This is a genomic window from Gelidibacter sp. (assembly GCF_035515035.1).
Classification (GTDB): domain Bacteria; phylum Bacteroidota; class Bacteroidia; order Flavobacteriales; family Flavobacteriaceae; genus Gelidibacter.
The window spans coordinates 1-15,921 of sequence record NZ_DATJCA010000025.1; the positions used below are offsets into that span (position 1 = coordinate 1).

The 15,921-nt window shown below is 40.5% G+C and carries 13 protein-coding genes and 1 pseudogene; 9 read left to right on the forward strand and 5 right to left on the reverse strand.

The features are described from left to right. The 4 genes from VLZ86_RS01960 to VLZ86_RS01975 form a co-directional block, all read right to left on the reverse strand. Positions 1-1,125, reverse strand: a 1,125-nt coding sequence (locus tag VLZ86_RS01960) for a nucleotide sugar dehydrogenase (protein ID WP_325448181.1), incomplete at its 3' end; no start/stop codon positions are given. 158 nt (positions 1,126-1,283) lie between these two features. Next, positions 1,284-1,523 carry a hypothetical protein gene (locus VLZ86_RS01965; RefSeq protein ID WP_325448183.1) on the reverse strand — a complete coding sequence of 80 codons (240 nt, stop codon included), beginning with the start codon at positions 1,521-1,523 and terminating at the stop codon, positions 1,284-1,286. A gap of 43 nt (positions 1,524-1,566) precedes the next feature. Next, on the reverse strand, positions 1,567-4,047 hold the full coding sequence (locus tag VLZ86_RS01970; protein ID WP_325448185.1) for an exopolysaccharide transport family protein: 2,481 nt from the start codon (positions 4,045-4,047) through the stop codon (positions 1,567-1,569). A gap of 5 nt (positions 4,048-4,052) precedes the next feature. Next, on the reverse strand, positions 4,053-4,844 hold the full coding sequence (locus VLZ86_RS01975) for a polysaccharide biosynthesis/export family protein (RefSeq protein WP_325448187.1): 792 nt from the start codon (positions 4,842-4,844) through the stop codon (positions 4,053-4,055). Between the two features lie 292 nt (positions 4,845-5,136). On the opposite strand from VLZ86_RS01975, the gene VLZ86_RS01980 reads away from it, so the two are divergent. From VLZ86_RS01980 to VLZ86_RS01990, 3 genes are all read left to right on the forward strand, one after another. Then, complete coding sequence (locus tag VLZ86_RS01980; RefSeq protein WP_325448189.1) at positions 5,137-6,996, forward strand: ABC-F family ATP-binding cassette domain-containing protein; 1,860 nt, start codon at positions 5,137-5,139, stop codon at positions 6,994-6,996. A gap of 149 nt (positions 6,997-7,145) precedes the next feature. Then, entirely contained in the window at positions 7,146-7,916 is a 771-nt protein-coding gene (locus tag VLZ86_RS01985) for a class I SAM-dependent methyltransferase (protein ID WP_325448191.1), read from the forward strand. Positions 7,917-8,058: 142 nt separating this feature from the next. Further along, complete coding sequence (locus VLZ86_RS01990; protein ID WP_325448192.1) at positions 8,059-8,742, forward strand: ABC transporter ATP-binding protein; 684 nt, start codon at positions 8,059-8,061, stop codon at positions 8,740-8,742. A gap of 280 nt (positions 8,743-9,022) precedes the next feature. Here the strand turns inward: VLZ86_RS01990 and VLZ86_RS01995 are convergent, their stop codons facing one another. Continuing rightward, on the reverse strand, positions 9,023-9,478 hold the full coding sequence (locus VLZ86_RS01995; RefSeq protein WP_325448194.1) for a DUF4442 domain-containing protein: 456 nt from the start codon (positions 9,476-9,478) through the stop codon (positions 9,023-9,025). A 141-nt stretch (positions 9,479-9,619) separates the two neighbouring features. Between VLZ86_RS01995 and VLZ86_RS02000 the strand changes: the two genes are divergently transcribed. The 6 genes and pseudogenes from VLZ86_RS02000 (at position 9,620) to VLZ86_RS02025 (ending at position 15,754) form a co-directional block, all read left to right on the forward strand. Next, positions 9,620-10,066: a DUF4870 domain-containing protein gene (locus tag VLZ86_RS02000; protein ID WP_325448196.1), complete on the forward strand. Its 447-nt coding sequence runs from the start codon at positions 9,620-9,622 to the stop codon at positions 10,064-10,066. Positions 10,067-10,344: 278 nt separating this feature from the next. Further along, positions 10,345-10,689 carry a PadR family transcriptional regulator gene (locus VLZ86_RS02005; protein WP_325448198.1) on the forward strand — a complete coding sequence of 115 codons (345 nt, stop codon included), beginning with the start codon at positions 10,345-10,347 and terminating at the stop codon, positions 10,687-10,689. Next, a complete protein-coding gene (locus VLZ86_RS02010; RefSeq protein ID WP_325448200.1) occupies positions 10,682-12,511 on the forward strand; it encodes a PspC domain-containing protein in 1,830 nt (609 codons plus the stop codon). Before VLZ86_RS02005 ends, VLZ86_RS02010 begins: the two co-directional genes overlap by 8 nt. Before the next feature lie 148 nt (positions 12,512-12,659). After that, on the forward strand, positions 12,660-12,875 hold the full coding sequence (locus VLZ86_RS02015) for a hypothetical protein (RefSeq protein ID WP_325448202.1): 216 nt from the start codon (positions 12,660-12,662) through the stop codon (positions 12,873-12,875). Then, on the forward strand, positions 12,872-13,705 hold the full coding sequence (locus VLZ86_RS02020) for a GIN domain-containing protein (RefSeq protein WP_325448204.1): 834 nt from the start codon (positions 12,872-12,874) through the stop codon (positions 13,703-13,705). Before VLZ86_RS02015 ends, VLZ86_RS02020 begins: the two co-directional genes overlap by 4 nt. Before the next feature lie 309 nt (positions 13,706-14,014). Next, positions 14,015-15,754: pseudogene (locus tag VLZ86_RS02025) on the forward strand (thiamine pyrophosphate-dependent enzyme). Positions 15,755-15,921 lie beyond the last annotated feature (167 nt).

Consider the following 15,921-nt stretch of genomic DNA (forward strand, 5'->3'; position numbering starts at 1 on the left):
GTCGAAGTTGTACTCGTGTTTCACCTCCGCTGCTGAAGCCCAAGGATCATACACATCAACGTCCACATCATAACTCTCAAACTCGTTGATGATATCAATCACTCTCGAATTCCGGATGTCCGGACAATTCTCTTTAAAGGTAACCCCTAAAACCAAGACTTTGGAGCCTTTGATCTTGGCGCCCTTTTTAATCATCATTTTAACCGTTTCTTGCGCTACATAACTGCCCATGCTGTCATTCATCTTACGGCCTGCCAATATAATTTCAGGATTGTACCCAGACTCAATCGCTTTTTGGGCCAAATAATACGGGTCCACTCCAATACAGTGACCACCTACCAATCCTGGTGACATTTTAATGAAATTCCATTTGGTTCCAGCGGCTTCCAAAACGGCTTTGGTATCGATGTCCAGCAACCTGAAGATTTTAGAGAGCTCGTTTACAAAGGCAATATTGATATCACGTTGTGAATTCTCAATCACCTTAGCGGCTTCGGCCACTTTAATGGACGGTGCCATATGGGTGCCCGCCGTTATGACGGTTTTATAGAGATTATCGACTTTGATCGCAATTTCAGGTGTGGAACCTGAAGTAACCTTTAAGATTTGAGTAACCGTGTGGACCTTATCTCCTGGATTGATGCGCTCTGGCGAATAGCCAGCAAAGAAATCGACGTTAAAGGTCAACCCTGATTCCTTCTCCAAAATAGGGACACAGATATCTTCCGTAACGCCCGGATACACCGTAGATTCATAGATAACGATGGCATCTTTCTTCAATACCTTACCCACCGTTTCACTCGCTTTGATCAAAGGGGTGAAAATTGGTTTGTTCAGGGCATCTGTTGGGGTGGGAACGGTAACGATATAAAAATCGGAATCCTCAATATCAGAAGGCATATTGGACACAAACAGTCCACTTTTGGCATTAAGGTCGGTAACCAACAAAGATTGAAGGACCTTATTATCAACTTCTAAAGTTCTATCGGTGCCTTGTCTAAGCTCGTCAATACGCTTTTGGTTGATGTCAAAACCGACCACCAAAAATTGCTTTGCAAATTCTACAGCAAGCGGTAAACCTACATATCCTAATCCTAATATTGTAATTTTGGGATGACTTGTCATGATGCGTTTTTTATAGATTTTAAAATAAAGAGCAAATCTAAAGAAAATCCCCAATTTAGAACCTATTTTTTATCGATTTCAAGCTTATCCGCCCAAATCACCGTTCTATTGTAGCTTTCGGGGGCTAACGGTTATGACAGAATAAATTCTTCCTCTATTTATTTAAAAGTGGTCGTGCTTAGATGCTCAGTTCCACGTACAAAAGAACCAATACCGATTGAAAGCCCATAGTTGACATCCGCAGAAAAACAAGTAGCCGTGTTCCCGATAGCCATCGGGACGTGGCTAAAATATCTATAGAAACTAAAGTAGCCGCAATGAATCCCGATACCTCTCGGGAGTAGGATTTTAACCTTCAACTCGATCATTAAGGTTCCATCGCCTTCCAAACGCTCCAATCCAAAGTTCCAGGACTGGTTTTAGAGGGATCTTATAAAAGGATTAGGTGTTGGCCTTCAAGAACCGTTTGAATCGTTTTAACAATGAACGTCGGCCACTCCCTTCGTGATAGGCATTGCCATAAACCCCGTAACCATAGCCGTAGCCATACCCATAACCGTAACCATACCCGTAATTATGATTGGTTTTATGCTTGTAAAAGTTAAGTACAAAACTGATGTTCTTGACCTCCCCCATTTTATATTTGGCGTTGATTAAAGCCAGCATCCCTTTTTTGGTATAATCCAATCGTACCATAAACAGGGTGGCATCTGCATACTGCGTCAGTTCCAAAGCGTCTGTGACCAAACCTAAAGGTGGGGTGTCCAACACAATCATGTCATACCGGCCCCGTACCAACTCAATGAGTTCCTTCATCCGATCGCCCATCAAGAGCTCTGATGGGTTTGGAGGCACAGGACCTGAAGGGATCACATCTAGGTTTTCAACATGTGAAGCGTAATTGATCTCATCAAAGGTATTGTCCCCAATTAAATAATTGACAACACCCTTATCATTCGAAATATTAAAATCATCAAAGATTTTGGGCTTCCTCAAATCCAGACCCAGCAATAAGGTTTTCTTTCCGGACAGGGCATAAACCGTCGCAATATTGATGGAGCAAAATGTTTTTCCTTCCCCACTCACCGAGGACGTAATCATGATGGTTTTACCGATACCATCTTCCTCCCCTTGCTTCTTATAAATAAACTGTAAACTGGATCGAATGGAACGAAAGGATTCTGATACTGCCGATTTCGGCTTTTCAAACACCACCAAATTGTTTTTGTAATTGTATTTCCCGATCAACCCCAAGATAGGAATGCTGGACAAACGTTCTACCTCGTCAGAACCGTGAATGGTATTATCCAATAGGAAGATCACAAAAATGAGGAACATGGGAATAAAGAAGCCCAACATCAACCCCATCATATAATTCAGGTTTTTATTGGGACCAATCCGGCCGCCTCCAATATCCTTGGCTTCGTCAATAGTGCTGATGTCCGAAACATTCGCCGCTTTTACAATGGCCGCTTCTCCCCGTTTGGTCAAATAGACGTTATAGGACTCTTGACTAATATCCATCTTGCGCTGAATCTTCAAGAACTCCTGCTGGTCTTCCGGCAGATTGCTCAACTGCGCTTCAAAACGCGCAATATTGTTGTTAATGGCGTCCAAATTGATACCTATCGTTCTTTTGGTATTGCCGATAGTCTCTAAGAGCACATTCTTTTCGGCATCAATCTGCCGATCAATGTCCTTAAAAATAACATTGCCTTCCTTTACCGTATATTCCTTTGTCTGGCGTTCAATGGCAAGGGCGGTAATCTTTCCAACACTAGCCAGGATATTACCTTCATTGATCCCTACAGATGTGGGTGCGGCTATTTGGGTATAATCGGTCTTGGTGCGAAGATAATTTTCGAGCGAATTGAGATAGTTTAACTTGGTGCGTTCTTCTTCCCTGTTTAGATCCAAGGCTCTCAGTTTGGTTGAAACAATATTCATTTCTTCCGTAACATCGAAGAGTTTGTTCTTCTTTCTGAAGGTATTCATCTCGTCCGTAACATCCTTCAGATTATCATTCACGGCATTCAAACTACTGTCAATAAATTTTATGGTATTGGTGGCGTACAGGTTTTTCCGCTCCAATTCAGTCTTACTTAATATGGAGGTGGTAGCATTCAAATAATCCACAATCTTGGCTTTGTTACTGCCTGCCAACGACAAAGTCAGAACAGAAGATGAACTTCCTGAAAAAGGTGCAATCATCACACTGTTTTTATACTGATTGACTACCGAGTCGAAGTTTAAAAACTGCAGATAATATTTTGCCCCAGGTACGATAGTGTTGTCCTTCCGCTTGGTAATTTTCCCATTGAAAAAAGGCAGACTGATGGTTTCTCCAAAACTGAAGGTCTGCGCGAAAGGGCCGATTTTAAAGTTGTCGTTATATTTTGTTTTATCCGAATACCGTTGGGCCGTAAACCCGCTCTTTTCAAAATTGGCGGTCAGCTCAAACTGGGTGTCATCTATAAAACGAATCCCGATGAGATTGCCTAACATCTGTCCTTTGGATTTATCTAGGGTCGCCACAAACGGCGCGTTTTTATAAATATCCTCCATGCGATATTTTCCTTCCTGCAGATATTCCATATAATATTGCAAGGAGTCCGTCACCAACTCATTATGGGTCCGGGTTTTTACCGTGGTCATCACTTTGCCCACTTTCCCGGAAACCCCACCCCAGTTGAAAGAAATACTGGTATTGGCAGTAAAAAACGGATTTTGATCACTTTCTACTGATATAAGCGAATCTAACTTGTAGATACTTTGTTTTCTTACATTGATAAGATACGCCACAATCAATGCGAACACGACACTTAGGAGCACAAATTTCCATAAGTGAAGCGCTTTGAACAAGTAGCCCCTAAAATCGAAATAGGTGCCTCTTGGTTCTGAATAATCGTCGTGTTCTTCCATGAAAATTACAGTCTAAGCAATAAAATGGTTGTGGTTACAAGGCTCAAAACAGAAACGATAGCAGTAATGGACTCCCTTCCTGTGGTTCCCGTACCCCACGATTTTTGTTTGAGTGGCTTCACGTAAATCATGTCATTAGGCTGAATATAGTAATACGGCGAGTTCATCACATGGACATCCGTTAAATCCAAATGATGGATCTGTTGCCCTTGCGGATATTGCCTGATGATCAACACATCCTTTCGGTCGCCCGTCATTTCAATTTCGCCTACATTGGCAATGGCCTGAAAGATATTGACCCGTTCCTGAAACAATATTTGGGATCCTGGCGATCTGACTTCTCCCATGGCCGTATAACGCAACCCGGAGAGTTTTACGGTGACAAACATATTGGCAGTTTCCTTGAACTGTTCCTCAAGAAGCCTGTTTTTAATGAGCTCTTCAATCTCTGATGTCGTATACCCCAACACCGTTATGACACCCAACTCCGGGATCCTGATTGTCCCATGCGTATCAACGGTAAAGCCATCAAAGTAAGCACGCTCAGCGGCACTGGCATTTAAATTGCCTTCGCCTATCGGATTAAAAATACTGACATTTTCTTGGTCCAAGACCTTAATCCGAATATTTAAAATATCATTGATTTGCACCCGATAAGGTTTTTGCTGCTCCACCATCATCTGTAGCGTATCTGTGGCAACATCCTTGTTTTGGAGGTATACAAGATCTTTTTGGGGAATACAGGACGTCAACAAACTACTGAGAATTAATCCCATAACCAAAAGAAATCGTTTCATAAAGGGTCACATGTGTTTTGACAAATATAAGTTATCACTCGGAATATCAAAACTATTATCAATTTTTTTGGATTATTGGTAAATTAAAGCTACAATCCATGCATTAGGATGCCATTTTTGATGGCTACCTAATATATTTATATATTTAAGTGTCAAGGAAGAGTAAGCAACTGATTTCATTTAAGTTTGGTTATAGGATGTAATTCCTATTTAGACACTCTTGAAATGCTTTAAAACCTGAAGATTTTCTCTCCCTTGTTATTTATTCACGTTATTTGCAAAAAAATAGACTTTGAATTACCTAACTGTTGAATCGATCTCAAAATCTTATGGCGAAGTAACGCTATTTGAAGACTTGTCTTTTAGTATCCATAAAGACGATAAAATTGCCTTTGTGGCTAAAAATGGAAGTGGAAAAACCTCCATCTTAAATATCATCTCAGGCGCGGATCAGCCTGACAACGGACAAGTGGTGATCAGAAAAGGCCTGCGCTTGTCGTTTTTATCGCAGTCCCCACAATTTGAAGACGAACTCACTATAGAGGACACGATTTTTAGTTCAGATCTACCCATCTTAAAAATCATTGAAAATTATGAAAAGGCGCTGCTGGATCCAGAAGACTCCGATGCTTACCAAAAAGCTTTTGAGGGCATGGAACGCCACAACGCTTGGGAATTTGAGCTGCGTTTTAAACAGATTCTGTCACAATTGAAACTGGAAGACCTCAGTCAGAAGATTAAAGTATTGTCTGGCGGTCAGAAAAAACGTTTGGCATTGGCCACCGCACTCATCAACGATCCCGATCTTTTAATTTTGGACGAACCTACCAACCACCTCGATCTGGAAATGATTGAATGGCTGGAGCAGTATTTTGCCAAAGCCCAAATGACCTTGTTTATGGTCACGCACGACCGTTACTTTTTGGAGCGGGTCTGTAATGAAATCATCGAGTTGGACCACGGCAAACTCTATACGTATAAAGGCAATTATTCCTATTACTTGGAGCAAAAGGAAGCACGGGTCAGCAATGAAACGGTCGAAACCGGAAAGGCCAAACAACTCTTTAAAAAAGAATTGGAATGGATGCGCCGTCAGCCGAAAGCACGAACCACCAAATCCAAATCGCGTATTGACGATTTTCAGGATATCAAGGCCAAAGCCCACCAACGTCGGAACGACCATCAGGTGCAACTGGAAATCAATATGGAGCGATTGGGAAGCAAGATCGTGGAATTCCATAAGGTCTCAAAAGCCTTTGGAGATAAGGTGATCTTAAAGAATTTTGAATATGTGTTCAAAAGAGGCGAACGGATTGGCATTATCGGAAAAAACGGAACTGGCAAATCCACCTTTTTAAATATGCTCACCGAATCCATCGTTCCGGATGCTGGAAAAGTCATTATTGGAGATACCGTTAAATTCGGCTATTACACCCAAAGCGGAATCAAAATAAAGGAAGGTCAAAAGGTCATTGAAGTCATCAAGGAATTTGGCGAGTACATCCCACTGACCAAAGGGCGTCAGATTAGCGCGTCCCAACTCTTGGAACGTTTTCTATTTGATAGAAAAAAGCAGTATGACTTTGTGGAAAAACTGAGTGGCGGCGAACAAAAACGTCTGTACCTTTGTACCGTGTTGATCCAAAACCCCAACTTTTTGATTCTGGATGAACCTACCAACGATTTGGACATTGTTACCTTAAACGTGCTTGAAGATTTCCTATTGGATTTCCCAGGGTGCCTGCTCGTCGTATCGCACGACCGTTATTTCATGGATAAAATTGTCGACCACCTATTTGTTTTTAAGGGCGAAGGTGAAGTTGAGAATTTCCCGGGTAATTATTCTGATTACCGCGATTATGAAGCCTCCGCCCCGGTTGTAGAGGTCCTGAAATCAGAACCTGGAAGTGTGGACCAGACCAAGAATGACGCCAAGAAACTCTCTTATAATGAGAAAAAAGAGCTGAAATCTCTGGAAAGTAAAATCAGGTCTTTGGAATTGGACAAAAAAGCCTTTGAAGAGAAATTTCATGACACAACATTAAGCCAGGATAAAATCAATAAATTGTCGTTGGAGTTAGAGAAAATAATTGACGATCTGGCCGCCAAGGAAGCGCGATGGTTTGAGTTGTCAGAGAAGTTGGAGTCTTAGAATGGTTGTTATTTTATTAAACATTAATTAGTGTCTAAATAAATCAGTACAAATCAGTAAAAATCTGTGTCATCAGCGTTCTATTATGACAGTTGAGTGAAGACGGGAAACTAGAAACATTAAACAATAGAAACAAGAAACTAACAAACTTGCATCAGTTCCTCTCCTACATAAAGTTCCTGCTCAAATCACGTAACCAACACGGGGTGCATTCCCCTTTTGTTTATGATTTGGTAACCAAATGTTTTTATGACCGCACAGAACATCCTGAATATAAAGCCTTAATAACCTATCGTTCCGAACTACTTCAAAATCCTGAAAAAATCACCATCACCGATTTCGGATCGGGTTCTAAAGTTTTTAAATCGGACGAACGCGCCATAAACGCGATTGCCAAAACTTCAGGAACCTCTTTGAAAAATACCAAATTACTGTTTCGGATGGTACGTTATTTTCAATCGGCGACCATTTTAGAACTGGGCACCAATCTTGGCATTGCCACACACGCTATGGCTGTGGCCCATCCTAAAGCCGAAATCACGACTATCGAAGGCTGTACCGCAATTTTAAAAGTTGCAGAACAGCAGTTCTCTACAAAAAAACTGTCTAACATCACCCCTGTTCCTGGAGATTTTAAATCAACCATTCAAGAACTGATTCAAGAGAAATGGGATCTGATATTCTTTGACGGGCACCATTCAAAAGAGGCCACCTTGAGTTATTTTGAAATGCTATTGCCCACCGCCCATAACGATGCTGTTTTTATTTTTGATGATATTTATTGGTCAAGAGGGATGACGGAAGCTTGGGAAATCATTAAAAACCATCCGCAAGTCACCGTTACGGTGGACATCTTTAATTGGGGACTCGTTTTCTTCAGAAAAGAGCAAGCAAAAGAACATTTTAAGATTCGAGTGTAACAACTCGGTGATTTGAGCGTCAAACCAATCGGAAATCAATTATCTTGCAATCTTAAAAGTTCAAGATTCGGTGTTCAAAGTTCCAAGTTGGAATTTGAACCTGGAACCCTGAACTTTAAACTTTGAACCTTTCAAAACACCCATGGGAAACGTCATTCACATTAGAAACATCGTCAGAAACTTCCAACTAGGATCAGAAACCGTTTATGTATTAAAAGGCATCGACCTTGATATAGAACGCGGCGACTACGTAGCCATTATGGGTCCTTCGGGCTCTGGGAAATCAACACTAATGAACTTGCTGGGCTGTTTGGACACACCCACTTCAGGGAAGTACATTCTGAATGATAAAGATGTGAGTCAGTTAAGTGACGATCAGTTGGCTGAAATCCGAAATAAAGAAATCGGTTTTGTGTTTCAAACGTTCAACCTCTTACCAAGAACCACCGCATTGGACAACGTGGCTTTACCAATGATTTATGCTGGCGCCTCAAAAGCAGAACGTCAGGCTCGTGCCACAGAAGTGTTGACCGATGTTGGTTTGGCCGATCGGATCCACCATAAACCGAATGAACTTTCTGGTGGACAACGCCAGCGAGTGGCGGTTGGTCGGGCTTTGGTCAATAGACCTTCCATTATTCTTGCCGATGAACCCACGGGAAATTTAGATTCCAAAACCTCCTTGGAAATCCTACAATTATTTGACGACATCCACTTGGCAGGAAACACCGTTATTGTGGTGACCCACGAAGAAGATGTAGCTAAACGAGCAGCACGTGTCATCCGATTGCGAGATGGGATGATCGAAAGTGACGAAAGAAATTAGGATTTTAGTAGGAAGCCTGCCCGTAGCGATAAAGCACGTTCGGGGCGAGTCATAAGTGAAAACTCTGAACTCATAACTTCCTAAACACTAATTCCTAATACCACATCCGTAATGCCCCCTTCGTTCTTCACGCTTCAGTAAATCCATTCGTGTATTTGTGGCAACTTTATCTCATCCTGCCAAATGTTTCAAGCTTCTAATTGTCCAATTAATACTCTGAACTCATAACTTCCTAAACACTAATCCCTAATGCCACATCCCTAATGCCCTCTTCGTACTGCTACCCCCTCACCTTCACCGTCCATTCAAAATTAAAATTCGACACCTCAATACCTTCCTCATTGGTCCCAACAGAATGCATCCAAAACGTTTGGCCTTCACCGGTTTCAATCGTTTTTTTTATGGCCTCATCCACTTTATGCCCCTCGGTACAGATAAAGGAAATACGTCCGGTCGCCTTTTTTGTAAACGTGGCGTTGTTAGTGGCCACCAACATGGAAATAGGTTTGCCGCTAGCTTTAATTTTTGACATCACCAATGCTCCAGTGGTCAACTCCGCAGCCATGCCCTGAACCGCCCAAAACATGGAATTGAACGGGTTTTGATTGATCCATCTATGCTTGACCCGAACTTTGCATTGCTCATGATCAATATAGGTTGCCCTGACACCACATAAAAACGCGGAAGGAAGTTTAAAACTTAAAAATGCATTGAGTTTTCTAGGAGATATGTTCATTATAAAATATGATTTGGGCTAATTTATCGATTTTAATCCACACCACAATCTGTTAATCTTTTGTTAAATTATAGTACTAGGCTTTGCATAATACCTTCCTTAAGATATATATTTGCATAAGCCACTATTATATACAATAAAATGTTAGACACTCACCAAAAAAATATCGCGACCTTCATCCATTTGTCAACCTTTTCCAGATTCATCATTCCTTTTGGAAATTTCATTGGACCACTCCTCTTATGGATTACCAACAAAGAGAAATCTGAATTTGTTGATGCACATGGCAAACAAGCTCTTAATTTTCAGATTAGTGTTTTATTGTACGCCATTATTTTGGGCGCCTTAACGATTCCATTTTTAATCTTCGGATTTCTAGGTCACATCGATTTGCTCAGTTTTAATAGCTTTGATAATATCCAATTCGATTTTCACAGCGCCTCTCCACTATTGTTTATCGCCGGTGGCTTTGGCTTTTTAGCGGTTACCGGTTTTTTATTGGAATTAGTGTTTATTGTCATTGCAAGTTTAAAAGCCAGAGACGGGGAGCTCTATAAATACCCTTTGACTATAAATTTTTTAAAATAACCATGCGTTCCATATCCTATGCAATCATCAACCCGCCCTACCCGAAAGTTACGTTAGGGCAAATCAATCAATCAATAAATCAATCAAACAAACCCGCAAGCACCCAAAAGGGCGATCGGGCAAGTCACAACACAAGCGTGATCAAAAAAACGAACAGTTTCACTAATTAAATCAAATGAGGGCATCATATAAAACCTGCCAAAACATCATCAATCGAACACATTATGTTTCTCTGCTTCCTATCTGGAGCATCGACATTTAAAACACAGAAAAGAGATATGAAAATTGAAAATACAAAAGCGCAAATGCGTAAAGGTGTTCTTGAATACTGCATCCTCTCCGTCCTCAAAGATGAAGATGCCTACGTTGCGGAAATCCTGGCGACCCTTAAAGATGCAAAGATGCTTGTCGTAGAAGGCACCATTTATCCGCTATTGACCCGGCTTAAAAACGCTGGACTCCTAGATTACAGATGGGAGGAATCCACCTCAGGACCACCCCGAAAATATTATAACCTTACAGAAAAGGGCAAATTATTCCTCAAGGAATTAACCACCACTTGGAATGAATTACAACACGCAGTTAACTTAGTGACCACCAAAAAACAATCAAGAAATGAATAAGACAGTCAACATAAATTTAGCAGGTATATTTTTTCATATTGATGAAGATGCATACCTAAAATTACAACGCTATCTGGAGGCCATCAAACGTTCATTTACGGACACTCAAGGCCGATCTGAAATCATTGCCGATATTGAAGCACGTATTGCTGAACTTTTTAATGAGCGGGTTCAAAATGACAAACAGGTGATCAGGATAAAGGAAGTGGATGAAGTCATTTCCATTATGGGCCAACCAGAAGATTATTTGGTGGATGATGAAATTTTTGAGGATGAACCCCACAGCGATTTCCAACAAAAAAGCCAAAGCACTTTTTCTAAAAAGTTATTTAGAGACAAGGACAATTCCTACATTGGCGGTGTTGCCTCAGGAATTGGACATTATTTGGGTATTGACGCCATTTGGGTGCGCCTTATTTGGATCTTGTTGGCTTTAGGTTCGGCCGGAACATTCATCTTTATCTATGTTCTTTTCTGGATTCTGGTTCCAGAAGCCATCACCACTGCCGAAAAGCTGACCATGACCGGAGAGCCCGTCAACATCAGCAACATCGAAAAAAAGATTAAGGACGGATTCGAAAATGTCTCACAAAACGTCTCCGATGCCGTAAAAAATATGGACCTACCAAAACAGGGCAATAAAATAAAGGCAGGATCAAAAACATTCTTTGACACCCTGGGTGAGATCATTCTCTTTTTCTTGAAAATTATCGGGAAATTCATCGGGATCATTCTGATTATTATCGGTGCCTCTATGTTGATAGGCTTGATTGTCGCTCTGTTTTCAGTAGGAGTTGCGGAGGTCATCCATGTTCCCGGCATCGACTTTATTCACGCGACCAATGCTGCTAATATTCCTATTTGGATGATGTCTTTATTGTTGTTTTTCGCCATTGGCATACCTTTCTTTTTCATTTTCTATTTAGGATTGAAAATCTTGATCAATAACCTGAAGTCTATCGGTCAAATTGCGAAATTTTCTTTACTTGGCCTATGGCTGTTGTCCGTCATTGGTTTGGTCCTCATCGGAGTGAAACAAGCTAGTGAGTATACTGAATATGCGCTTGTGCAACACACCGAAAGCTTAAATAAGACTGCTAAAGACACGTTATATCTGAGCATGGTACAAAATAAGTCGTACAGTAAACAATATAAGGGGCATAATAATCAATGGAAACCAGTTTATGACCAGAACGATCAAAAACTGTTGTATTTGACCAACGTAGGGCTGGTGCTAAAATCTACAAAAGACTCCGTGGCCTCCATCAGAATTGACAAAAGCTCCCGAAGCAATAATTATCAAAATGCAAAAAAGAGAGCTAACAACATCAATTACAATTATAAGATTACCGGTAACAAGCTGGAACTTGATGGTTTTTTAACCACTGCTTTTGCAAACAAATACAGAGATCAGGAGGTTGAAATTATATTATATCTCCCAGAAGGCTCAGTATTGTTCGCCGACAAAAACACCACCTCATTTTACGGGAATCAAAGTGTGAGATCATCATATATGCACAATACAAATTTTGAGAACCTGAGAAGCATCAACAAAAACCATATCGTGATCAATGGTATGGAGGGCCATTATTTACAAATGCTGGACAACAAGATCAAATGTTTGGATTGTCCTGAAGAACAAGAATTTAATGATGATGCCACCGATGATAGTTCTCGATTGAAAATAGATGAAAACGGTGTAAAGATTAAAAACAAAAACAACTCTATTGAAATTGACCAAGATGGCGTCCGATCAAAAAGCGAACGTGTCAAGGTAAATATTGATAGCAATGGCATAGAAATCATCACAGACGATATTTAAGACCACGGATTTAAATTGGACTCAGAAATAGAAATTCACTGCTTATGCTTGGACTGCTAGTGATATCAAGGCAGAAAAGAGGCTTACGGTCATCACCAATACATCAAGGTGTTGTGGTGCCGATATTCACTTCAATCGTTCAAGAAAATTGACTGCCAGAACTGAAAGTGGTGGCAACAGCACCTATAAAGGAAATCCTGAAATCACCAAAAAACTGCTGGTGCTTTTGCCAGACAGAAGCAGCAAGGATATGAGGAAATACCCAATTTACCAACGTACTTTTAGAACCATTTCCAACCTTATTAAAAGTTTGGGATGGTTTTTGTTTATATTTGTTAGTATAAACTCTAACTCGTTAAAATGAATAAAATCATTTTTGCATTTTTATTGGCAGTGTTCTCCACTACTTTTATTTCCGCTCAAGTTGATGAAAAAATTAAAGGTGATAGAAATGTAACCATAAAGCAAACCTATGTTGATCCGTTTCATTCTATTGTTGTAGGTGAAGATTTTACAGTCGAAATCATCTATAACAGTAAACCTTCGGTGGAATTGGAAGCAGATAGCAACCTTCACGAATACGTTCTTTTTGAGGTAGTTAACGGCACCCTAACATTTAAAACAGAAAAAAAGATCACGTCAAGTAAACGGATGAATATTAAAGTAAATTACACCGATGGTCTGGAGAATATTGAAGTGATTGAAAATGGAGAAATCCGTTCACTGACCTCTTTAGAACTAAAAAACACCACCTTAAAAACCACAGGATCCTCACGTGCCTATCTTAATATAAAGACGAATGACTTCAATTATACTGCATCAGATAAGGCTAGGGTAAAATTGAATGTTAATGCTACAAATGCAGTTATTGTACTTGGTGATAACGTGAGAATGGAAGCCTTGCTCAATTCTAAATCTGCAAAAATAGACCTTTATCAACGTGCCAATGCAAAATTGGAAGGGACATTAGATAACACACAATTGCGCGTGGACAATTCATCTGTATTTAGTGGAAAGGAGTTTCTCACAAACACGTGTACCCTAATTGCGGATATGAGCAGTTCAGCAACCATAAGAGTGAATGACAGCATCACTATTGAAGCGACTGGAAATAGCGAAGTATACCTTTACAATGCTCCCAAAATCAGCTTACCAAAGTTTGTAGGATCGGTTAAACTTCAGCTAAAAGAATAATCTAAATTCTCAAGTAAAATTCGCTGTAGTCCGTTTAAAATTAGGCTTAAGACATACTACTTTCTTGATCTTATTCAAATAAGTATAGCCTTCTCATGCTTTCGCATAAGCATTCCTTATTCAAATCTCGCACTTAGTAAAGCTAATGTCGAGTGAAATTGACTTTTCCTCATAAGTCCAAATGGCCAATAATAGCTTCGAATTTTTAGGTTTTTTTAAAAACTTAACTTCTTAACGGGCACATAATTAGGGACGATTTCTAACAAAAAATATATTTTTTACTTGTATCTTTAAAAGAAAAGCAAAGACATGGCAAAAACTGTAGCAGAATTATTAGTAGAAAATTTAGTAAACGCCGGGGTAAAAAGATTATATGCCGTTACCGGAGATAGTTTAAACCACATAAACGATGCCGTAAGACGAGACGGTAGATTGGAGTGGATTCATGTACGCCACGAAGAAGCGGGTGCTTATGCGGCATCTATGGATGCTGAACTGGATGGAATTGGGTGTTGCATGGGCAGTAGCGGTCCAGGACACGTTCATTTAATCAATGGATTGTATGATGCCAATAAATCAGGAAACCCAGTAATCGCTATTGCGACCACCATCAATACCGACAGGATGGGGGTGGATAATTTTCAAGAAACCAATGTGGTTAAATTATTTGATGATTGTAGCAAATATTGTGTTATGGCCAATACCCCACAACAAGCTGCACAAGCCTTTCAATCTGCAATCCAACACGCCATCGAAAAGAGAGGTGTTGCTGTAGTGGGTTTACCAGGTGACGTTTCGGAAGCTGATGTTGAAGACATCTCAACTTCACACACCAACTATTAAACAAAATCTAAGTTGATCCCTGGAAGTGAAGAGATGGCCGAGTTGGCACAAGTGATCAACTCCCACGAAAAAGTAATGTTATTTTGTGGCTATGGCTGTAAAGATGCCCAAGAAGAAGCGATGCAACTTTCTGAAATTCTAAACGCGCCAATGGGCTATAGTTTTAGAGGGAAAATATTCTTTGATAAAATTAGCAATCCGTACGCAATTGGCCTAAATGGTTTATTGGGCAGTAAATCAGGTTTCAAAGCCATGCACGAAGCGGATTTGGTCATTTTGTTGGGCACCGACTTTCCTTACACAGCGTTTCTCCCAGAAAAAAATAAGATCATTCAAATTGATCACAAACCCGAACGCATAGGGCGTCGTGCCAAGGTAGATTATGGGTATGCGGGAAATATTAAAGACACCCTGGACGCTTTAATACCTCTATTGGAACGGAAATCTGATGACGCGTTCCTTAAAGACATGCGAAAATTACACGACGACCAAGAAGAAAAATACAAATCTTATGTGGATGAAAAATCGAAAGATAAATTTATCCATCCAGAATTTGTAGCCTCAGTGATTGACGAGGTGGCATCTGACGATGCTATTTTCACTGTGGACACGGGAATGTCAGCGGTGTGGGCCGCACGCTATATTAAAGGCAAGCGCAACCGATACCTTACAGGATCATTTAATCATGGCTCAATGGCCAACGCGATGCCAATGGCCATTGGCGCAGGACTTTCTAGACCCAACCGTCAAGTCATAGCGCTCTGTGGAGATGGCGGCATCAGTATGCTTTTAGGCGATTTGATGACAATTAGCCAGTATAATATTCCCGTCAAAATTATTATTTTCAACAACCGTTCCTTAGGAATGGTCAAGTTGGAAATGCAGGTGGCCGGTTACCCGGAATGGCAAACTGAAATGAAAAATCCTGATTTTGCCAAAGTTGCAGAAGCCATGGAGATTAGAGCTTGGAATGTGGATGCTTGTGAAAACGTAAAAGACACCCTGCAACAAGCCTTCGCCCACAATGGTCCAGCCTTGGTAAACATTTTCACCGATCCAAATGCGTTGGCAATGCCCCCTAAATTAGCGTTTGATCAGGTAAAAGGCTTTGCTACCACTATGGGGAAATTGATGCTGAACGGTCAGGCTGCCGATGTTATAGACACAGCAAAATCCAACCTGAAATATTTGAAGGAAATATTTTAAGCGATTCAGTTATACACAACTACGACTTCGTGGAAAGAATTAAGGATTTATAAATTAAAAATCCAACGCAGAGAGTACATATCGGTTAAACACGAAATATTGTTTCAATACTATTACAACTTACCTGAGGGTTGAGTATGGGAACCAATCACAGACAGTTTTCCTAG